Source organism: Arcanobacterium urinimassiliense, from assembly GCF_900119495.1.
Classification (GTDB): Bacteria; Actinomycetota; Actinomycetes; order Actinomycetales; family Actinomycetaceae; genus Arcanobacterium_A; species Arcanobacterium_A urinimassiliense.
In genome coordinates this window covers 43,896-65,025 of record NZ_LT632435.1, presented here as the reverse complement: position 1 = coordinate 65,025, position 21,130 = coordinate 43,896, and the positions used below count along the sequence as shown (strand labels likewise).

The 21,130-nt window shown below is 48.7% G+C and carries 20 protein-coding genes and 1 pseudogene; 17 read left to right on the top strand and 4 right to left on the bottom strand.

What is annotated here, in order from left to right; genetic code table 11:
• The first annotated feature begins 29 nt into the window (after nt 1-29).
• From BQ7117_RS00325 to BQ7117_RS00315, 3 genes are all read left to right on the top strand, one after another.
• Nucleotides 30-1,700 (top strand): hypothetical protein, encoded by a 1,671-nt coding sequence (locus tag BQ7117_RS00325; RefSeq protein WP_073995688.1) that lies wholly within the window; start codon nt 30-32, stop codon nt 1,698-1,700.
• A gap of 63 nt (nt 1,701-1,763) precedes the next feature.
• On the top strand, nt 1,764-2,552 hold the full coding sequence (locus BQ7117_RS00320; protein WP_073995687.1) for a hypothetical protein: 789 nt from the start codon (nt 1,764-1,766) through the stop codon (nt 2,550-2,552).
• Between the two features lie 54 nt (nt 2,553-2,606).
• Nucleotides 2,607-3,053, top strand: a complete 447-nt coding sequence (locus BQ7117_RS00315) for a hypothetical protein (RefSeq protein WP_084789781.1) — start codon at nt 2,607-2,609, stop codon at nt 3,051-3,053.
• 261 nt (nt 3,054-3,314) lie between these two features.
• On the opposite strand, the gene BQ7117_RS00310 is transcribed toward BQ7117_RS00315, so the two are convergent.
• From BQ7117_RS00310 to BQ7117_RS00300, 3 genes are read right to left on the bottom strand one after another with little or no spacing between them, the layout of a single operon-like run.
• On the bottom strand, nt 3,315-3,944 hold the full coding sequence (locus BQ7117_RS00310; RefSeq protein WP_237563018.1) for an ABC-2 transporter permease: 630 nt from the start codon (nt 3,942-3,944) through the stop codon (nt 3,315-3,317).
• On the bottom strand, nt 3,944-4,786 hold the full coding sequence (locus tag BQ7117_RS00305) for an ABC transporter ATP-binding protein (RefSeq protein WP_073995686.1): 843 nt from the start codon (nt 4,784-4,786) through the stop codon (nt 3,944-3,946). Before BQ7117_RS00305 ends, BQ7117_RS00310 begins: the two co-directional genes overlap by 1 nt.
• Nucleotides 4,773-5,156 carry a GntR family transcriptional regulator gene (locus BQ7117_RS00300; protein WP_073995685.1) on the bottom strand — a complete coding sequence of 128 codons (384 nt, stop codon included), beginning with the start codon at nt 5,154-5,156 and terminating at the stop codon, nt 4,773-4,775. The genes BQ7117_RS00305 and BQ7117_RS00300 overlap by 14 nt, the downstream gene beginning before the upstream one ends.
• A 251-nt stretch (nt 5,157-5,407) precedes the next feature.
• Here BQ7117_RS00300 and BQ7117_RS00295 point away from each other — a divergent pair, with 251 nt between their 5' ends.
• The 7 genes from BQ7117_RS00295 to BQ7117_RS00265 all read left to right on the top strand — a co-directional run bounded on the left by BQ7117_RS00295 (nt 5,408) and on the right by BQ7117_RS00265 (nt 9,820).
• Nucleotides 5,408-5,734 carry a PadR family transcriptional regulator gene (locus BQ7117_RS00295; RefSeq protein WP_073995684.1) on the top strand — a complete coding sequence of 109 codons (327 nt, stop codon included), beginning with the start codon at nt 5,408-5,410 and terminating at the stop codon, nt 5,732-5,734.
• Complete coding sequence (locus tag BQ7117_RS00290) at nt 5,734-6,426, top strand: DUF5808 domain-containing protein (protein ID WP_073995683.1); 693 nt, start codon at nt 5,734-5,736, stop codon at nt 6,424-6,426. Before BQ7117_RS00295 ends, BQ7117_RS00290 begins: the two co-directional genes overlap by 1 nt.
• Nucleotides 6,426-6,752 (top strand): PLDc N-terminal domain-containing protein, encoded by a 327-nt coding sequence (locus tag BQ7117_RS00285; RefSeq protein ID WP_073995682.1) that lies wholly within the window; start codon nt 6,426-6,428, stop codon nt 6,750-6,752. The genes BQ7117_RS00290 and BQ7117_RS00285 overlap by 1 nt, the downstream gene beginning before the upstream one ends.
• Nucleotides 6,749-7,588 carry an ABC transporter ATP-binding protein gene (locus BQ7117_RS00280; RefSeq protein WP_337189412.1) on the top strand — a complete coding sequence of 280 codons (840 nt, stop codon included), beginning with the start codon at nt 6,749-6,751 and terminating at the stop codon, nt 7,586-7,588. Before BQ7117_RS00285 ends, BQ7117_RS00280 begins: the two co-directional genes overlap by 4 nt.
• Complete coding sequence (locus BQ7117_RS00275; RefSeq protein WP_073995680.1) at nt 7,585-8,364, top strand: ABC transporter permease; 780 nt, start codon at nt 7,585-7,587, stop codon at nt 8,362-8,364. The genes BQ7117_RS00280 and BQ7117_RS00275 overlap by 4 nt, the downstream gene beginning before the upstream one ends.
• 617 nt (nt 8,365-8,981) lie before the next feature.
• On the top strand, nt 8,982-9,413 hold the full coding sequence (locus BQ7117_RS07590; RefSeq protein WP_143273933.1) for a hypothetical protein: 432 nt from the start codon (nt 8,982-8,984) through the stop codon (nt 9,411-9,413).
• Complete coding sequence (locus tag BQ7117_RS00265; RefSeq protein ID WP_073995678.1) at nt 9,410-9,820, top strand: hypothetical protein; 411 nt, start codon at nt 9,410-9,412, stop codon at nt 9,818-9,820. Before BQ7117_RS07590 ends, BQ7117_RS00265 begins: the two co-directional genes overlap by 4 nt.
• 514 nt (nt 9,821-10,334) lie before the next feature.
• Here BQ7117_RS00265 and BQ7117_RS00255 read toward each other — a convergent pair.
• On the bottom strand, nt 10,335-10,526 hold the full coding sequence (locus BQ7117_RS00255; protein WP_073995676.1) for a hypothetical protein: 192 nt from the start codon (nt 10,524-10,526) through the stop codon (nt 10,335-10,337).
• Between the two features lie 193 nt (nt 10,527-10,719).
• Here BQ7117_RS00255 and BQ7117_RS07945 point away from each other — a divergent pair.
• From BQ7117_RS07945 to BQ7117_RS00225, 7 genes and pseudogenes are all read left to right on the top strand, one after another.
• Nucleotides 10,720-10,872: pseudogene (locus tag BQ7117_RS07945) on the top strand (phage tail protein); the annotation flags it as partial.
• Nucleotides 10,873-10,991: 119 nt separating this feature from the next.
• Nucleotides 10,992-15,785 carry an InlB B-repeat-containing protein gene (locus tag BQ7117_RS00245; protein WP_073995674.1) on the top strand — a complete coding sequence of 1,598 codons (4,794 nt, stop codon included), beginning with the start codon at nt 10,992-10,994 and terminating at the stop codon, nt 15,783-15,785.
• Between the two features lie 133 nt (nt 15,786-15,918).
• Nucleotides 15,919-16,266, top strand: coding sequence for a hypothetical protein (locus BQ7117_RS07720; protein ID WP_073995673.1), 348 nt, complete (start codon nt 15,919-15,921; stop codon nt 16,264-16,266).
• Nucleotides 16,267-16,616: 350 nt separating this feature from the next.
• Nucleotides 16,617-16,928 carry a hypothetical protein gene (locus BQ7117_RS00235; RefSeq protein ID WP_143273932.1) on the top strand — a complete coding sequence of 104 codons (312 nt, stop codon included), beginning with the start codon at nt 16,617-16,619 and terminating at the stop codon, nt 16,926-16,928.
• A 378-nt stretch (nt 16,929-17,306) separates the two neighbouring features.
• Complete coding sequence (locus tag BQ7117_RS07805; RefSeq protein WP_154662958.1) at nt 17,307-17,480, top strand: hypothetical protein; 174 nt, start codon at nt 17,307-17,309, stop codon at nt 17,478-17,480.
• Nucleotides 17,481-17,565: 85 nt separating this feature from the next.
• The gene (locus tag BQ7117_RS00230) at nt 17,566-19,353 is read left to right on the top strand and encodes an ABC transporter ATP-binding protein (protein ID WP_073996901.1); all 1,788 of its coding nucleotides are present in this window, start codon (nt 17,566-17,568) and stop codon (nt 19,351-19,353) included.
• On the top strand, nt 19,350-21,098 hold the full coding sequence (locus tag BQ7117_RS00225) for an ABC transporter ATP-binding protein (protein WP_073995671.1): 1,749 nt from the start codon (nt 19,350-19,352) through the stop codon (nt 21,096-21,098). The genes BQ7117_RS00230 and BQ7117_RS00225 overlap by 4 nt, the downstream gene beginning before the upstream one ends.
• The last annotated feature ends 32 nt before the right edge of the window (nt 21,099-21,130 follow it).

Genomic DNA, 21,130 nt, shown 5'->3' with positions numbered 1-21,130 from the left:
GATAGAACTAAGCGAGATAGGAAAAGCCGATGAAATTGCGGAAGATATTTGGGGGAGTCGTTACTGCTACGCTTCTTACGGCAGGAATTGCTGGAGGAGCTCCTTTGCTTGCCTCGGCAATGACGGTAGACGACGCCCGGAAATATGCGGTAGAAACTGCCACGGAATATGTGGGTGAAAAAGGTAAATCTAATACGGGAAGTATGCTGAATACGGATGAAAAAGCAAAGGCTTATCCGCTCGCGGCTGGTGAAAATGGTTGGGGCTGGGATCCGGCTACTGCTACTCTCACTTTCCGGAACTACGATGACCGCGCTCGTTTAAATTCGGCAGATCCTGAAGTTAAATATTTACCGGGATTCCAGGTGAATAACGACGGTAAGAAGCCTCTCGTCACCATAAAATTTGAAGGCGTCAACTATCTTTCCGCAAATGCCGGTGGTTCTGGTATTAGAGGTATTGATTTTAGCCTTTCGGGGCAGGCTGCGCAGTTTGTAGGTGCTCCCGGGGCAGTATTAAATATCGATACTTATCCTGTGTACAATACGGCCGGTGAGGCACGTTTAGATCAGTGGGGTATTCTCTGTGAGGATGAGGCATGCTCCAGAATCACCTTTAAATCTGGCACCGTAAATATCACTGGCCACTATACGAAAGCGGATATTGATAAAGCCGAATTCTACGATAAGAAAAAGACCAAGAGGTCAGTTCCGGTGTTTTTTGGAATCGATACTCTCGATATCGGCGCTTCGAAAGTTGAGGTTGCTGGCAGTGCAAATCTCAATATCAAAGTAGATACTGATAATCTGAAGGTGGGATTTGCGCGTCCAATTACTGCGAATACTATTAAGGTCACCACTTCTGGGAATGTGTATCTAGAGGGTTACGGTAAGGGGTCTATGAATATCGGAATGGACGCTGACGATAATCCAGTTACTCCAACGGGTATCTTTAATGGTGCTGGCAAGGTGGCCTACAAGTGGACAAATAATGCCACTAAAGAGGGAAAACTCTCCGCATTCACCACTAATAGCGCGCAAGCTAATATTGACGCAAAAGAATATGTGGGTTATTTGACGCCTGCTGTTGGTTCTACCAGCGCTGAAGGTTATTTGCAGGGTAATGACGGTAAAATCATGCCAGTGTCAGCCGGTAAGTCAGTTGTGGCAGAAATTGGCAGAATCTATGCCGTCTCTACTGCTCTAGTAGCGAATGATTCGGGAGTAACTGGAAATCCGAGTGCTCAGTATTTTGATGGTACTAATACTTTCCCCTTGCAAATGCCTTTTGGGGCGCCAGATGCTGCCATTCCGGAAGTGCAGGCAATTGGTGCCGGCCATTCTGTACAGTTGACTGCTCCTGCTGCGCCAGAAGGTTATGTGTTGAACTGGAGCGCAAAGAAAGACGGCGTAGATATTCCGAAAGCGGATTTAGCTGCTTTTTATGCAGAGTTAGGGATTTCGGCATCTGATTTAGGGAAAGCATCCTTCACCTATAAGCAACTGGCTGCTAATTTGCAGTGGACAGTAGAGTACAAGAAGCCGGAAAAGCCAGTAAATCAGGCTACACCAGCTCAGCCAGCTAAGAACCTTCCGCGTACGGGTAGTGAATTCCCGGTATTTGCGGGAGGAATTGTGGCACTGCTTGCACTGTTCGCTGGCGTGGGCGCGCTGAAAGCTGCTCGCCGCCCGGTGGCTTAGTGCTCGGTGGCTTAGCCGGAGAAACTCTAACTTTTTTGGGGCGAAGTCTGCGATAATAGGAGCATGATTTCTCCTGATTTACATTCTTTAGGCTTTGATTATCCTGAGTGGGGCGATCTTGTTAGCGCAATGTGCGAAAGGCCGTTGAAGACCGTTACCGATGCTGGGCCTTTTGCAGCCGTCAGTATTTATCAAGATGAGAGTGGTGCGGCGGTGTCGATATTCCGCTATCAGGATTATCCTCCCTACACTTCGCCATCTTTACAGGGGACGCGAGGGTATCACGTCAAGGCATACCAAATTTATCCATCTTTAGCTCTGCTTGATATTTATGAAGATGGCGATATTGAAGATCCTACGTATCGTTTATTGGCTGTAGTTGATGATCCACACCGCTACCCAATTTATGAATTTGGTAAAGAGGGTGTGCTTGTTGAATATGACGATTATCGTTTGAGTGCAGTTGCGCTTGATGTGCAGGTTTATCCGAATGAAGATGAATGGAAGAAAAATCAGACGCCGATTGACATGAGTGATTCGCTTGATCCAGACTTGCCAGACGAAATGTATATAGGTCCTAAATTTGTTACGAGCCCTTGCCTATTTGCACTGTATTCAGGAGATGCAAAGCCGGAGGAAGCCGGCGCTAATGCTGTGTTTAAAGGAGTAGTCGAAAAAGCGGAACTGAAAACTAACCATCTCACGGGGCAGCAGTGGTGGTGTTGTGAGGTCGATTGTGGATTTCCTATTATCACGGCCTTGCCAGGAGATATTGAGCCAGCTCCAGCTGCGGGCAGTGTGATAGATGGAGATGTATTTATTCTTGGGTCCAGTGGTTTTTGGGATAACTAATGCTGCCAGTGCTCAACTCTGTACGAACACTAAAAAAATGCTAAATTGCTGATTATGGCGAAAAAAGGTATACCTAAACGGATAGTTGCGCTTATTGCAGGCATATTATTGCTCACTTTTATAGTCGTTGTTGCTTTCGTGCTCCTGGATAGAAAAATCGATTCTGAGCAGGAAGAGTTTGCGCTGAATTCTTCATGGGCGTATGACGAGTTGAAGAGTGGCGACCATCTTGGCGCTGCATATGCCAATAAGACACCTCTTTACCTTTTCGCTTCTCGTGATTTGTTTGAGACTGGGTATGACTTCACTCAATGTACATTAGATGGCGATAATTTTAGCGCCCATGATTCCCATTTTAATCTTCCATCCAGCTCTGGAGCCGCATTATTCCTTGCAGCAGAGTTTGACGGCGTTGTTTCTGAGAATGCAAAGCTGAATTGTAAATCTATTCCAGAAAAAGGCCAGTTAGCGATTGGCTTTCAAAAGGAGAAGGGGAAATAGGCCAATATCGTTCTAAGTTTATAAACTCTGAACGTAGATAGTAGCCAAAAAGCCAAGGCTATGGCGATTAAAATTGCCTACGTCCAGCTGGCTGGCAAATCCATCGCGCACTTCTACGTTGACAATGGAACGTTCTAAGCGACCACGCACCATCGGCGCAAACCACATCCGGTTCATCTTTAGGACCGGGAAAGAAATCAAAGTCAAGCTTTGAAAAGAACGCAGGGCGCTACATTGGATGCAAAATCGGGCTCTAAAAACTTAGAATTCTTTACCTGCCATAATCTTTCGACTTATCGAAAGGGATACTGCGGTAAGTACGATCGTCACGGTCAGTAGTATTCCTGCGCTGGTGAGCGGGGGTAAGGTTAAGGCTTTTGCTGCCCAGTCGAAGATTGCTTGTTTGTTGGAACCAACAAAGGATGATCCAGCGAATACCACGATGAATACCGCGACCAGAAAAAGCTTGGCTTTTTCCGGACCGAATTTGTAAAACAACGGTAGTTGAATAATGGTCAACAGCAGAGTGACGGCAAAGGCGAAACTGGCCACCAAAACAGTATTTTTCCAAGGCATATCAACCATTAGATAGGCTAGAACACCTGTAACCGCGAAAGCCACTACCCCAAGAGCGAGTGTAATCAGAAAATTTAGATTAACGAGCTCGTTTCTGCTGATAGGCCCGGCAAGAATCGTTCGGTGCACCTTGGATTCAGCATCACGAGCAAAGGTGGCCGTAAAATAAAGCATCCCAATCATGCCAAAAATAAACGGAAAGATAATCAACTGGTTTGCATAAACCCCCACAGCACTGATCGCAACGAGCACCAAACCTAAAACAGCTATATATGTACGATTGGCAATAAGATCTTTATAAAATGCGGCTCTCACTAATCTTCTCCTTTAATCGTGTAGACCATGATGTCCTCAATCGTGGGTCTAGCAGCTTGCACACCAGCAGGAACTGCCCCGGTGCGGAGGATTACTTCTTGACCAAAATCATGACGGCGACGCCCTAATACTTGTGTGGCATCAAGCTGGTTTGCCTGCTCATTGGTCAACGCTACGATTCGCCACGAATCTAAGAGTTCATCTTTTTGTTCCATGAACTTCAACTTGCCCTCACGGATGAAAGCGACGTAGTCGGCGGCTTTTTCAATATCGGAAACGATGTGGGAGGAAAATAGAATTGAGTGGGTCGGATCTTCGATAAATTCGAGCATGATATCAAGCACTTCATCACGAATCACTGGATCTAAACCACTGGTAGCCTCATCAAAAATCAGCAAATCTGCTGCATGGGAAAGTGCCATCGCTAGCCCCAGCTTCATCCGCATACCTCGAGAGAGCTCACCAACTCGCTTAGATGAAGCGAGATGAAAACGCTGCTGGTAACTAGCGTATGTTTGCGCATCCCAACTCTTGTACAGGCGTTTGCCGAACTCGCCAGCATTCTTAACAGTAAAACTATCGGGTAGGCTAATATCGTCAAAAACTACCCCCACTCGTTCATGTGCTTGTGGGTGATCTGCACCGGCAGGCTGCCCCAAAAGGTTTATTGTCCCGGCATCGGGATGAGCAAGACCTAAAATCAAACGAAGCGTTGTGGATTTACCGGCACCGTTCTCGCCCACGAAACCCACAATTGCCCCCTGGGGAACTTTAAGGTCAAGCGGACCGAGCGTGAATCCTGGATACTTTTTCACGAGTCCGTTGGTTTCAATCACATTCATCGGATTCTCCTAATAAATCAATCAGCTCTTTCAAATCAGAAACAGATAAGCCAGCAACCCGAGCCGAGACGAGGGCGGATTTCAAATAGTCTTCGACTTTTTTGCGCTGCTCTTCCTTGAGCAATTCAGTGCTTTTAGAAGCAACAAAGCTACCTCGTCCCTGTACGGAATCAATGAAACCCTCTAGCTCTAGCTCGTCATAGGCACGCTTAGTAGTAATCACTGACACACGAAGCTGTGACGCCAAACGCCGGATTGACGGCAACTTTTCGCCAGGTGCTATCTGATTGTTGATTATTGCCGCCTTGAGCTGATTCTTAATCTGAGCGTAAATCGGATCAGAACTTGCATTACTAACGATGATATCCACGAACACCTCCTAGTGTTCATAGTGTACATGAACACTTGGATGAATTAGGTAAAACACTCCACATTCAGAGAAACATTTCAAACGCATAACGCTCAACAGGGAAAACACGATACTAGGTAACGTAAAACCCAAACCCGCTAACGCAAAAGGGTACTTATCATACCTGATGTCCTAGCGGAAAAGTAGTTGCTAGACTTTTAGACACACGGTAGTATGTTATGCAAGGAACATGGTTAAGCAAGGAGGGGCTGGTGTCTGAGTCACAGTTACGCAAGGGCGCTGTTGAACTGGTTGTCCTTGGATTGCTTTCGTCTCGTCCTTCTTACGGGGGGCAGCTTGTAGAGCGTTTTCGTGAGGAAGCGGGGTTGGAGATTTCTACGGGTACGTTATATCCGCTGCTTGCGCGGCTACGTAAATCAGGGTTGGTAGTTACGGCTTGGGAGGAGTCTCCGGTAGGACCACCGAGGAAGATTTATAAGCTCGCAAAATCTGGGAAGAATCGCTTATTGCAGATGCGCCGTGAGTGGGAGGCGCTTGATTGTGCTGTGAAGCGAACAACGCAGAAAGGAATACGGTAATGAAGTGGTTCGGTAAGGACGCAGAAGGGCAGGCGCGAGTTTTGGGGATGCCTGTCTCCGGGCTGTGGTTAGGGCGCTCTGATGCTGCGTTGGATGGTTTTGAACCAGAGAATCCGCGCTTGTTCATTCCTCGAAAATACGGACTGGGTTGGGACGTTAATCTGGGTGCTGTTGGTGTGCGTTTAGGGCTAATTCGGCCCGATGATTCTCTACCGGACTTGGCCAGCTACGTTCCCACTAGTCTAAAGCGCGGCATTAAGCTCACCACTATTGCTGGTGGGATTGGGGTTGGGTTCTTGGCGGTACTGCTCAGTCGCAAGGAGCAGGTTCTCGTTCAGCGCTCAACACGCGGAGGGTCTGAAAAATTTATTACCGGCAGGCAGGCTGCGCTAGCTCCAGTGGTTTTAACGACTGTTGCAGCGCTAGCGCCACAGGTCTTCCGACGCGATGACCCAGAATCCGAAGATGCCGTGCGTTTGGCTAATCAGGCTGATTTGATGGGCGTTGAAGCCATGTCCATAGCCTGGCTTGCAGCAATGCGCCGGGCTGGCGACAAGCGGAAAATGAGCCGCTGGTCGATGGTGCCCATTGTTGCTTTATGGCCCCTCGTTGCTGGCGTTTGCCAACTCGCTTATGTAAAAACCGCGTTAGCCAGGGTAAAAACCCGGCTACATAATTCAGGAGACAAGTAATGAACCCTATAGATAAACTGTTGGATCTGCCGACCCCAGCATTAATAGGAGTTTGCATCCTTATAGGATTGCAACTGGTAGCGGTGGTCTGGTCTTTGATTTGCTTGCTGCGCGATAAGCGAGCTCACATTGCCGGTTTAAATCGCCTAGTGTGGCTCTTGGTTATCCTCTTTGGCCAACTGATTGGGCCAATCGTCTTTTTGGTTATGTACTTTCACGAACAAAGACAGCTTAAGGTGCAGCGTGAATATGAACAGAAGGCTACAGCCAAGCATCACCAGGTTGATGCGAGTTCAGTGGTAAGCAAGCTGTATCCGAAGGAATGAACATGGATTTAGCAGTCTGTACTAAAGATTTGTCCAAAACCTTCGGTAAGCACCAAGTACTAAACAACATAAACCTTCGAGTTCCTACCGGCTCCTGTTATGGGTTTGTGGGAGCTAACGGGGCTGGCAAAACCACCACCATGAGGATTCTTGCAGGACTGGCCGGAGCCAGTAGTGGTAGCGCCACCGTGCTGGGAGTTAGTCGAGGCAAACTTCCGGTCAAACCGATCCCTGGCGTGTCTTACCTGACTGATGTCCCCCAGATTAGCCCCTGGCTTAGAGCCAAGGATGCGCTCATCACTCTCGCCCGCCTTGGTGGAATCTCTCCAGACCTTGCAGCCGAAAGAAGCGACGAACTACTCAATCTGGTTAACCTCGACAAAGCCCCCGGAAGAATCGGCTCCTTTTCTAGAGGCATGAAGCAACGGATGGGAATAGCAGCAGCACTCGTTACTGCCCCGAAACTACTACTGATAGACGAACCAACCAGCGCTCTTGACCCGATCGGGCGAGCAGATATCCTGGGGCTACTACGCGAGTTAACCGGGCAGGTAACGATAGTATTTTCCTCACACATCCTCAGCGATGTCGCTAAAGTCTCTACCCACGTGGGGATCTTGCATCGCGGTAGCCTGCTAGCTCAAGGACAGTTAGGCGAGCTAGTCAATCAGCAAACTAAGCACGTTACCCTTGATGTCACGGTGCGTTCAGACGTTGCCACCGCCGTGGCTAAGGCTATCTATAACCTCGATTCTGCCGCAAAGATTCACCCCACCTTTACCGGCTTAGATGAACTTTTCACCAAACTAACTAAGGACGGCGATAAAAAATCGTGAATACCTCGAGTTTCAGATTGATCTGGCGCTATCAAGCTGTATGGCTCCTACGCTCCTATGGGACATGGATTATAGGTGGGGTATTCGTTATCCTTGCTCTCACCCAGGGATTGTTTACCCAATACACGCCGCGAATCATCAGATTTCTGGCCGGATCAGAAGTAACCACTCTAATACAGTCACTACCGGAACCTTCCTGGCAGCAAGCCTACGCGGGATGGATAAAGAACCTTACCCAAATTCTTACCGTAATCCTTGTTGCAATGAACTCTTTTCGTTGCAGCGTGCTTACCGGCAATGGTGACATTCCTTTTATTTTCCCTGGTAGCGTGCAGCGCTCTCACTACCTCATCAGCTTTGCTATCAGCAGCTGGATATCTACCTTATTCCTTGCCATCTTCAGCGCTGCCCTGGCTTGGGCAGGAACATCACTGTTATTCCCAGGCGCTAACCCCGCCCCGATTATATTGGCTAGTTTGGTATGGGCGCTACAAATCATTCTCATTCACGCAATACAAACGGTCGCAGCCACTTTTAAACCAGGCATCGGCATGCCCCTTGCGGCCGGATTCGGAGCCTACCTACTAATAACGATGTCAGCGATATTTATCCAGGAGGGCAACAAAACTCCCCTTGGCCTCGCCCCCATAATCAACAACCTCGCTCAAGACACACTCGAGGCACCTTGGGTCTGGCCAATCACCAGCAGCCTACTGCTAATCATTGCGCTACTTTTCACCGCCACTTACGTATACAACAGAGTAGAACTTAACTAAAAGCCAAACACAGGCGAGAAAAATAGATCCAACCGAAAAATAGAAATAGAACCACCATCACAAGCACTACAGCGAACGCCACCTATTATCCGTTAGCGAGTTAAACCTTAAAATCCTATCTGAACAGGGAAAACAAGATACTAGGTAACGCAAAACCCAAACCCGCTAACGCAAGCGATTTTTCGCCCCCCTAAGCGATACTCGCTAACGCAAAAGGGTACTTATCAAATCCGGTGCTTAAGTGGAGCGGGTGACGGGAATCGAACTAGTGGTTAGATATCGTAAAAAATAGGCTTTTTCGTTGAAATATCAGCGGAAAAGGCTAAAATTCTTCTTATGTGAAAGTGCTTATTTTTGTGCAATTTTCAGTTAATGTAGCCTGCATTTGTGCGTCAGTACACAGACTATTTTCTGCCTTAAGTTCTAAACTTTCCCGATAAGCCTCCATCACCCACACCGGCAAACCCAACTCCTCAGCAATAAGAAACACGTTACCCCCGTAGACCTTTTCTGCTAGAACATACTCCACAGGAGAAACTAGCAACTTAGCAGCCCAGGGAAATAGTAAAGTTGAACGTATTGAACCCCCAATACCCTACCTGATAACATCTCTAACTATGGGCGGACTAAATAAAAATAGGCACAAAAACAAATCAGCAAAACCGCCCACCACCTTAATTAAAGGAAACTACAGCCCACCACCAAGAAACGAATGCGAAGAAAGCCCTATCACATACCTAATAAATGACAACCCATTGATCCGCACTACTGGAAAAATGTGGAAACAAGGTAGATTGGTAGACTTCATTATCAGCGTCCAATATCGAGAAACAGAAACCAGCCCATGGAAAACAGATATCGTTATAGACTGCTCACACAACAATGCTCACGTACATCATTATAAAAACGATGAAAGAGACGGCAAACCTCCAGAATCGTTAAAAATCTTAAACACAGCAGCAGACATACAAGAAGCGTTAAAGTTAGCAATAACATACACAAGACAAGCGAAAAGTGAACTAGAATCAAAAATGGGGAGGGGGCAATGATGGAAATAACCAGCAGCGAATTTGAAGATTATATTCTATATAGTGTCCTTTCGGGTGAATTGACCCTTAAAGTGACTGATAGTCAGGGAGCGACTCCCGTCATTGCCTGCTTAGAATCTGAACCTTTAGAAAAACTTTTCACCTGCCTAGAAAACTGCGGCTGGAACGCAACAGTGTACACACTCTCCAATAGCGGAAAAATACGTGTCACGGGTGTAATCAATGCGGATTCTGCGCTAACAATAAATGCCACGAATCTAATAAATGAACCTTTTTCACGGTATTCATCTATCGGGATGTTTATAGATTATGTGTCTACACAAAAAGACGGCGTCCTCACATCTAACACTTTAACTAATACGCAAGTGAAATCTTACGGCACAACAGCAACTCTAATTCCCGCATAAAATCCACACCTACTCCTGTAGGTCGGTTCTGGCTCCTTGCCCGGGACGGTTGACCTGCCATGTATCTATGGTTTCGGGTAGCCAGCCAAGCATAGCTCTAGGTCCATCTCCGATAGTGGCGTCTGGGGTGGGCAGTCTGCCTTGTTCACGGTAGGCTCTAGCGGTGTTTGGGGATATTCCTAGCCTGGTGGCTACGCCGGCTAGGGATAAGTATTTTATAGTCATTTTAATTTTCCTGTAGCTTGGAGTAGGGCGAGTGTGCCGAAAGTGAGTGTGGCTAAAGCGCCGACTATTTTCACTGGTAGGGGCATTTGCGTGGTTAGGGTTCCTAGTCCAAGGATGGATGCTATACCTGTTAGGATTGCTCCAATCCCGAGAAGAATTTCTCCTAAGATTAGGATAGATTCTAGTTTACATATCCGTAATACGTATATTTATAAAAAGGCACCTAACTAACTGTTCATTTGTCGTATTTAGTCTCCGCACCTGCGGGAGCATCCATTTTTATTATGTGCTAAGGATAGTTCTCAAAAACTATCAAGAATTCTTCTCTTGGTGTACCTGTCATAATCCCTGCAGCGTCTTTAACCATCAATTCCAATTCGGTCAAAGTTTTCGCTTGCGTCCCGTATTCTTTCCCGTCAATAACGAATTCGGCTATCCACGAATCATTATTTTTTGTGATGGTAGTTTTTATTGTTTTCATTTATTTGCTCTCAGCTATTAGTTGGGATACTCGTTGGTGACTGATTCCGAGCAAAACACCAATATCTCGATAAATTATTCCAGTTTTATGCATAGCCCGCACAGTGGAGCGGTATTGGGAAGCGGCTCGTACTCTGTTTGGGATGGAGGATCTAGCCAAGGCCACCCAAACGTTGATGGGGTTCGGCATGAGCGCTGAAGAATCCCTGGTTTCTGGGTTATGGCAAGGTATTCAGTCACTAACGGGTTGGTTGTGGAACCGGGTCTCTAACTGGGTGTCTTCAATCTGGAATGGGATTCTCGGATTTTTCGGTATCCATTCTCCTTCTAAGCAAATGGCGTGGGTGGCAAGGCAGTGTTTTTATGGCTAGAATAGCAGTGTTTTATGGCTAAAATAATTGAGCGGTAGAAATACCAATATTTGCCCTCAAAAATAAATTATGGCATCGGAGGCGGGAAGTCCCCCATGAAAGTTTCGTTCAAGCAAGCCCTGGTTCTACTATTGGCACTGGCATTGATACTTCCGGCGGCAGTGATGCTTTCCCTGCCGCTGACAGCCGACGCCGCGGAAACCAGCAAATACCAAAATTCCATGGAACTGGAACCAGCGAAGCTTCCTGCTGGCAAAACGACGGAAGAGTTCGTCAAAAATCCGAAGCAGCCAGATATCTACACTCTTCGTAGCGATTACAAAGTAAAAAGAGATGGGGAGTACGCCATCAACTACCAGCCCTATGTGGCGACCGTAGGGGCAGCCGCTACCGACGAGGAAAAAGCTAAGGTAAATAAGCCTATTAAGCTGCCGGATTTCTCGGGTTACGGTAAGCCTAAGGATAACGGTACTTTGCTAGAGAAGTTTCTTATCAACTATCAAAAAGTTGTGGAGGAAGCTAAAAAGGGTAAAAAAAGCGGGGATGCGGAATACGGGATAATTTACGAAAACTTCCAAGACTTTAATTATGACGCGGAAGAAAAGGAAATTACCGTCAAACACGTTTTCCAGGACATCAGTGATTTTGATAAATACGGCAATAAACCCGGCAATAAACCTGGGAAAACAGGTGAGACTATAACTACCGAAAAGGGTAGCGTAGGCTCGAAGCTGAAAATCAAACCTTTAGAAGCGGATAAAATAAAAGGTTTTGTTCCGGAAACCGATTCTATCGAGGTTATAGTTCCTCTAAATACCACGGATTTTACCGTGGAATATCGCTACAACCGTAACCACTATGACGTCACTTTCGACACCGATGGGGGTACAAAAGTTCCTTCCCGCACCCTCTACTATGGGCAGGCCATCCCCAACCTCGAGCAAAAAGATATTCCCGAAAAAGTGGGAGCTACCTTCCAAGGCTGGAAGCCTTCGGTGGATTTAAAAGATGAATCTGGCAAGACCTTTAAGGCTGACAAAGTTATTAAAGACAGCAGCGGTAATGCGATTAAAGATCTAAACGCCAAGCTGATTATGCCGGCTGAAAAAGTCAAGTTCACTGCGGTGTGGAAAGATAACGAGAAGGCAGACTATGCAATCCAATTTTGGACGGAAAAGGCCGACTACCCTAAGGGTGCGTCTCTTTTAGAAAAATATGATTTTGTGGGTACCCACGTGTATAAGAATCAGGCCACCGGCACTCGTCCAGACCTTGCAAATGAGACGGTAAAAGGGGTGGAGTTTCCAGATTTAGATCAGGCACGGTTAGATAAAATATGGAACAACCAAAAATTTAACCGGGGTAAGAACCTCTTACTGGATAAATTCTATAAATACAATAAAGAATTAACCGATAAAGAAAACGCTGATCCAAATAGCCCAAACGTAGTAAAGGCGGTTTCTTCCACCGGCAAAACCGTTTATAACATCTATTATGACCGTCAGGTGTATGACCTTTACTTTACGAAGTCGAATGCTAAGACGGGTGATGCTACTTTCTATCCCGAAATTTGGAGACACGGCAAAAAGTTAGGCGAGCCAGGAAACCCCTACCACTTTACGGCCCGGTTTAACCAGTTGATGACAGAGTGGCCAGATGACGCCCAGGAAACCAAGGGGTTTTCCCTGGGTAAGCAAAGTTTTGGCTGGGGACCAAACTTCGATAATCCACAATGGACTTACCGTGACACCCCTCCCTACCGGCTATCGGCTGATGAGTTCCTAGATATGGCAGACTACGACAAACGGGGTGGTTACACCAAGAGGATTGATGCCGGAAATGGCGTCATTAAGGGCCTCAAATGGTATACTTTCACTACTCTTTCCTTTGGTATCGAACAAAGGGGTGGTGACGGGGAAAATACCCAGCCAATGCCTCACCACATGGACTTTTGGATGGATGGGTTTGAGCCCGGAGAGACCATTATTGACTACAATCTTTATCGAACCAAAGCGGATACCGACAGTACAGCCTATCGTCACCCGTACCCAACGGTGCAGGGCTTTACCCCTTACGGCCTAAACGAACCCTCCCAGCAGCTTACCGAGGATGAGCTTGATGCTATGAACGATGAGCGGGAAGATGCAACTCCCCTTCCTAACGAAAAGGTAATAGACCCCTATGGCAACGAAAAAACCAAGGGCTACATGCAGTTTATGAAAACGTTCTTTAACCGTGCTGATGAATTTGGGGACGTTGCCGATGGCAGCGATGCATTTGATAAAAATGGCTATATTCGCTTCCAGTACCACCGGAATAAGTACAAGTTGCGGTTCAACAATGACCCCGCAAAACTCAAGGACGACAGCGAGTACAACGAGACCAATCAGACAGACGTCTTCTACCAAAAACCCTTAAAGGATTTAAACCTAGATAATCCTCAAACTTTAGTGAAACTAGGTCTGACGGATCTGGTGGAAAAAGATGACGAGGGAAATGATCGGATTAAGAGACCTGATGGCCTCGCACCCCAAATGGTATTTAAGGGTTGGGCGCTAGACCCGGCTGGGCAGAAACTGGTTTGGGAAAACAAGGAAACTATGCCCGCGCACAACCTGGTGCTCTACGCCAAATGGGGGGAACCAGACTATAAGTGGAAGGTAACCTTTGACCCCAATGGGGGCAAGCTAGATCCCATTGAGGAGAAGAATGTTACCACCGCGCCTAAGACCATTAAGGAAGGCGATGTCTCTGACCAAAAAGAAGTCACCTACGCGAAAAAGGGTGAAAACGAAGGGGACAAGCAAGTCTTTACTGTAGTGCAGCGGCAAAAACTGGTACAGCCAAAGAATCCAACCCGAGAAGGCTATAGCTTCATGGGTTGGGAGGTACTGCGCTATCAGAAGGATGCCAATACCGGCGAATATACCGACAAAGTGGATACCTCTTATCGGGACACCTATAAAGTTCCGGAGCTTTACTCCTACGGTAACGACGTCGTAAGTCCCATTTACCTGAAAGCCATTTGGGTAAAAAATGATATGGAGGATGTGCGGGTTTACCATCACTTCTTGGATAACAATCTCGCAATTGATAAGACCGTGACGGATAATCCGGCTAAAGAAACTATAGGAAACCAGCGCGCCGATAAATACGTGGCTGCCACTGGTTCTAAGCAAGATGCCAATTGGATTTTGGCTTCCGGTGAAGAATTGCGAAACACCAAAGACGAAGAAACTAAAAAACTCTATGAGGATTATCAAAAGCTGGCTGACGAGCTTGGTAACCGGGCAACGAAAGGTAACACCTATTTCCAGACGTTTAGGGTAGAACCGAAACAGATTCTAAAAGATGGGAAGTTAGTTGATAATCCGAAAGCCAAGGACAATGAGTTCCACTTCTTCTATCGCCCCTTACGGACCCGTGATTACAAGGTTAACTATGTGGACCAAAGAGCTAAGGCGGAATTGGCGAAAGCCACTACCGATGCGGAAAAGAAAAACATTATAGAGAAGTACCGCATCTTGGACCAGGAAGCAGTGACTAGCCTCTGTCGCCATTATGACGCCAGAAACTACAAACCGATAATCGGCTGGAGGCTGACTTCAGATCCGCAGCAGCAGCTTTTCTACGATGTAGATGAAGATACCAATGAATTCAAAGGAATCAACGGTACCGGTTCCGATGAGATTACCTTCTACTATCAGGATGTCAGGGTCATTGAGGTGCCCTCAGGTAGTCCTACTCCTCCAGACGGGTACGTCCGGGTAACCTTTAAGGCCAGTGAGGGCGGCTCCTTCGGTACCGACAAGGATGGGAACCCCATCAAAGAAATTAATTACGATGTACTGAAGGGTCTTAAGTCTGATCTGCTTCCAGTTCCCCAAGAATTGGAGAATGGAAAAAAGCCGGATGAAAACAAGTACTATCTCACGCCGGAAGAAGGCAAGACTTTTAAAAAGTGGGATAATGAACCACTTTTACTGCCGGGCACGGAGATAAATGAAAATCATATCTTTACCGCACAGTTCGATTGGTCAGATCTGATGACTAAAGGGGTGGCGACTACCGAGTCCTTTAAGGCACCCGATGGCACCTGGATCAATAATTTTGTGCCCACTCTGGATGAGCTGCGGGCAGCTATTCAGCTGCAGAGCAAAGACAAAACCAAGATAACCAAGCTGCCCGATGACGCGACGGTAGAGTTCGTAGATGAAAACGGTACCCCCGTAGCCACCCAGGATGATATCTACAAGCTGGTAAAAGAAGAACCGGATTCAAACGAACTTTTTCGTACCGTGAAACTCAAAGCGAAAGTTAAGTTTGCGGGCCGAGAAAAGATTGAAGAGACCGAGCTGCCGATAAGGGTTTATAAGAACCGGTACGATGCGCCCCCTACGGGAGCCATGCCAGACTTCTTGAAGCAGGCAACCGGTCCTCATGGCGATTTGGCGAAACTCTTGGATGGAAAAACCTATGTAAAGGTGACGGTGAATCCCTCCAGTCAACTGGGCAAGCTGCCTCCTAAGAGCTATTGGGTTAACCCCACGGCTTGGGTGGAGATTCCCGAGATTGCCCTCAGCGATAAAGATAAGGCCGCAAGCGGGTTTAAGCATTGGTCAGCTAATAAAACTGCCCAAAATGAGGGGCAAACTAAACTGGGAGTTTATGACTTCATGAAACGGCATAAGTTCAGTGAGGACACGGAGATCACCCCGGTATTTGTAGAAAAAGTGGTGACCCCCGTACCGGAAAAGAAGCCCAATAAACCGATAGCGTCATCCCTTCCGGTAACCGGAGCTAATGTGCTGGTTTATCTCTATGCGGCAGCCTTGTTTACTGTAGCTGGCATTGCGTTGGTGATCAGCAGGACCAGGAGGAAAGCGTAGCGGGCATAACCCGTAATCACCCCTGAGGGTAAAACTAAGTAAGTGAAATAACTTTGAAACTAGCGGCTTTGCGGGCTGGAAGCATTCCGCAAAGCCGCTTACCTACCTGGGCACCGGGCTTAAACAGCTAACTTTGAGCGGTTCGGGCACGATTAGTAATCCTGGTCTTTTAGTTTCCGATCCGGTAATAACTGGTTTTGGTACCGGGGATTTGGAACTGAAAATAAACGATGCGGAACAGTTCAAAAGTTATTCGACCGGGGAATTTAACAGAAAGTATTTCCACTATTCGTTGTTTGCAATGCCATTCATCATTCCTCTAGCGATTTGGTCTTCTTGGGATTTTGTAAATCGATTTGATCAAGTCTGGCTCAAGATTGCTATTTGTGTCAGAATTAGCATTGGGGCGTATATAGGTGGAGTACTGCTATTTTGGTGGAATGGATTCTGGCAAAACAGAAGAAGGCAATCGTCTGTGTAGACACATAGTTGCCTCATAACGTTTGGGTCTGCTGTAGGTTTGGTTGACTGATAGTCTTGCTTCTTTTTCGGGAGCGGGGAAGGATGTCAATTATGAGTTCGAAACGTTATAGCCAAGAGTTTAAGGATGATCCTCGGATTCGATGGGGTGATTTCCGCTTACTTCGGGTGAGAGCGGAGAAGTGATATGAGTACGACTTGGAAGCCCATATCGTTTTTTTACGCCTGGTGGGGGCATATGACCACCGGTTTTATTATTGGTGTATGTGTTTCACAGTCTCTGGCATTGTGTTTTGGCTGATACCCCACAAGGCGACTGTGTATCTATTGATAATTATTGTGGGAGTAAGTGTGGTTGTTTGGGAAACGCTATCGACCATATTTGATAAGTATTACGCAAGAAAAAAGAAACATAATTCTCCAGGTGGTTGGCGCCCCATCTTTGTGAAGCTTTTTCTTTTAGCAATTACTTATTTCGCCTCGTCGTACGTGCTACTTAGCTCCCTGTTGTCAGCAGGAATCATGGTAGCGTTCTCAATAGCCGTGGAGCTGGTTTCTGTTACCTTACTGAGGTCTTGGGAACCGGGAATGAACGATGAAGAAGTACGTGAAGCGTGGCGAAATACCGCAGAGGCCGCTAAACGGGTGATAACGGAAGACTGAGATGTGGACGTTATAACAAAAAGGTAGATACTTAGACGTCGAAAATGATAAAAGCCACTTGAGCCCTTGAACCCCTGTTGAACAGGGGTTTTGTTGTTTTCGGAGCGGTTCGCTGGGGTGCTGGAGGTTCGGCGATCTGGTGCTTGACGCCGATCTTCCCGTTGGATTAGAGCGCGATTCTGGTTGAGGGGGTCTGCGGGTGGGCTTGTGTTAGCGGGTATCTGGTTAGGGGGCGTCGTCGCTTTCAGCTAGTGGTTGGAGGACACGGAGCGTTTCAATACCGGCTTGATTGAGCGTTTCGAGGATTAACTCTGTGAGTGTTTCGTACTCTTGAGCAGTAGACGGACTTGCTTCAAGTTCGTGTTGGACAGTCCTGAAGTGCTTGATTGGTATGGATTCATTTCGCAGGCGCAGCAAACTTCTAGCCCAAGAACCTTCGTTCTTACAGATGTAGATTGGAACGCCCTAATCTATCACGTCATCGTAGGCGAGGATACGATCCGGTTCGTATTCCACACCGGTGAACAGGTGAGCATAGTCCTGCAAGGGTGATGCTCGTATCGGTTTACGTGCACGGCTAGGCACACCTCCCAGAAATTTGATAAGGTTAGCCTTGCCTAAGAAGGATGGTGTTTACGTGAACGATAGTGTAACGGATCAGGTTGTTGAAGGTGAGTATGGGTCCGCGAAGGAAAAATCTGTCGCTGGCCAGAACGCGATTCGTCAGCTATCGCAGCCGGTGAAAGGCAAGCTGTTCGTCGCGCAGGTTTTGGCTTTTCTCTCTGGTGTGTTGGCTATTGCCCCGTATGTGGCTCTGGTGGAGCTTGGCAGAGAACTTATGCAAGACCAGGTGGACCCGGCGCGGGTGAACTGGATCGTCATGCTCCTCGTCAGCGCATACATGACCCGGTTGACCCTATATTTTGTTGCATTGGGCGTGACGCATTTTATTGACCTGTCGTTGCGTAATCAGATGCGTCGGCAAATTGCCGCCCGAATGTCGACTGCTCCGCTGTCGTGGTTTACCCGCGAGGGTGAGGGGAAGATTCGCAAGACCATTCAGGATGATACGGCCACGGTGCACACAGTAATCGCGCACGGGCCGATAGAGAAACTGAACGCGATCGTATCCCCGCTCGCCTTGTTGATGTATGCGTTTGTGGTGGATTGGCGACTCGCGTTGCTGTCGATTGCGACGATCCCGCTTTATGTGGGCATGTATGGTACGTCGATGCGTGGGATGAATGAGAAGACCGCGCAAATGGACACCAAGCTCGCTCAGGTTTCGGCAACGATGGCCGAGTTCGTTGCCGGTATCTCAGTGGTGAAAGCGTTCGGCAAGGTTGGCCAAGCACATAAAGCCTATTTAGATGCAGCTAACGAGTTTTCTAAGTTCTACCGGGCGTGGTGTATGCCGCTGGTGTCGATGTCGGTCGCCTCATTTTCGTGGGTGTCGATTCCGGTGTTGTTGATCGTGAACCTTGGCGGTGGCGCGTTGATGATGAACGCCGGTTGGGTGAGCATCTACGAGGTGATAGCGACGACGTTGATTGCCTTGGTGCTGCCGGGAGCGTTGATGACGGTCGCGACAATCGCCTGGTCTTACCAGCTTGCGGGATCGGCTGCGGTGCGCCTCGTTGCGGTTATGGAGCTACCGGCATTGAGCCAACCCGATGCACCACAGACACCACACGGTCATGATATCGAGATTCGGGGTGTGTCGTATGCCTATGACGACACCCAGGCATTAGACGAGGTAAGCCTGAGCATTCCGGCAGGCACAGTGACCGCGCTGGTTGGCCCGTCGGGTGCGGGCAAATCGACGTTGGCAAGTCTAATGGCCCGCTTCGATGACCCGGACGCTGGCATGATCACTATCGGCGGGGTTGATCTAAAGAACATTTCCCAGGATGTGTTGTATTCGACGGTTGCATTCGTTCTGCAAGATGCACAGCTTATTCGTGACACCATCCACAACAACATTTCCCTGGGCGCGCCAGACGCAACCTTGGATCAGGTGCGGCAGGCGGCGCGGGCAGCGCAGATCGACGAGTTCATCATGAGCCTGCCAGATGGTTACGACACCGTGTTGGGGGAGGATACCCACGTTTCGGGCGGGCAGGCAGCCCGTATCGCAATCGCCCGGGCGCTTATGGTTGATGCCCCAGTGTTGGTGCTGGACGAGGCGACGGCGATGGCGGACCCGGAATCGGAATCGAAAATCCAACAAGCTCTCTCGACTCTTGCCAAAGGCAGAACCGTGATTGTGATCGCCCACCGACTGGCCTCGATCAGAGGGGCAGACCAAATCGTCGTCATGGAACGCGGGCGCATTGCTGTGGTCGGTAAACACGACGAGCTGTTGGGTAATGCGCACTATCAGGCACTTCTTGCCCAAGGTGCATGCGAGGAGATGACACGATGAATCAACTATTGCTGCCACGCTTTAAGCGTTTGATGGAACCCGCCTCGTGGCGAGACCTCTCGGTCGGTCAAGCGTGGGGTGCGGTCTCAGGACTGTGTCACGGCTTTGCCCTGCTGACTCTGCTTCCCGCAGCAAGTGCCCTAGCGACCGGAATGCCGGTGTGGGGGTTATCGTTTTCGGGCTGGCTCATCGCCTTGGCGGTGATCGCGATGCTGGGCGTGGGCACGGAGTTTTATGGCATGCGCACCGGCTATATCGGCGCGCTCGGATTCATTCACGACGTACACCAGGCAGTAGGTAACAAAGTAGCCCGCCTACCGTTGGGAGTGTTCGATTCGGGTAGCTCTGGACGGCTGTCGCGCATGGTCACCCAGGAAATGATGAACTTGGGCGAGTCGGCGGCACATTTCATTTTCTCCCTCGTCCAAAAACTCTCAGCCGTGCTGGTGATCACTGTGGGAACCTGGTTCTGGGATTGGCGACTGGGACTGACCTTGACAATCGCCTTCCCGATCATGCTCGCCTTCCTCCATATCTCCCGCGTGCTTCTTGATAAAGGTAAGCAGGTTTCCGAACCAGCCGAGTCAGAGTTGGCGGCTCGCATGGTCGAATTCGCCACCTGCCAAGGCGCGCTGCGCTCCTGCCATGTCGCCGACGACTACCCGGCCCTTGATTGGGCATTCAAACAGGCTGACCGCAAAAGCCGCAAAGCATTGTGGATCGAAACATTAGCGAACCTGATTAATGGAATGTTCGTCCAAGCGCTCATTGTGGTGATGATCTGGCTGACCGCCCAACTCGCCCTCGGCGGGCAGATGAATGCGCTGAACGCCGTGGTCACAATCGGCATGTGCCTGCGGTTCACCACCATGCTCCAAGACATCGGTGGCTGCATGACCGGGCTGGAAGAACGCCGCCAGCAGATGAACCACGTCGACAAGGTCATGGATGCCCCCGAACTGTCCGAACCCGATGCCTCCACACCGATAAACGCCCCTGGTGATGTTCGTTTCGAGGACGTCACCTTCAGCTACGATCCGGACATCCCGGTTCTCCGTGATATTTCCTTCCATGTCCCGCAAGGCGGCATGTGTGCCCTGGTTGGTCCATCTGGGTGCGGGAAGACGACGATCGCCCGGTTGGTTGCACGTTTCTGGGATGTGCAGTCCGGCAGCGTGCGCGTTGGCGAAGTGGACGTGCGCGAGCAAACCATCGAAGACCTGATGCGCCAGGTGTCTCTCGTCTTCCAAGACGTCTACTTATTCAACGACACTCTCGAAGCCAACATTCGCCTTGGCAACCCCGAAGCCACCGATGAAGAGATTCGATGGGCGGCTGACCTGTCGGGCGTGACGGAAATCGTCAACCGGCTCCCAGACGGCTGGAATTCATTGGCGGGTGCTGGCGGGCGTGCACTGTCAGGTGGGGAACGCCAACGAGTGTCCATCGCTCGCGCTTTGGTGAAGAAGGCCCCGATCGTGCTGTTCGATGAGGCCACCAGCGCGTTGGACGCGGAAAATGAAGCCAATATTGTTGCGGCGATGAATGAGCTACGCAAACACTCCACGCTGATTGTCATCGCCCACAAACTTGAAACCATTCGCCAAGCTGACCAAATCATTGTGCTCTCCCACGGTGGGCGTATCGCTCAGCTCGGGTTCCACGACGAGTTGGTCAACCAGCCAGGTCAATACCGTGATTTCTGGCAAGAACGCATCAACGCAGCCGGATGGCAACTCGTCTAAAACACAGTACGTATAAGCACATGAAAGGAAAA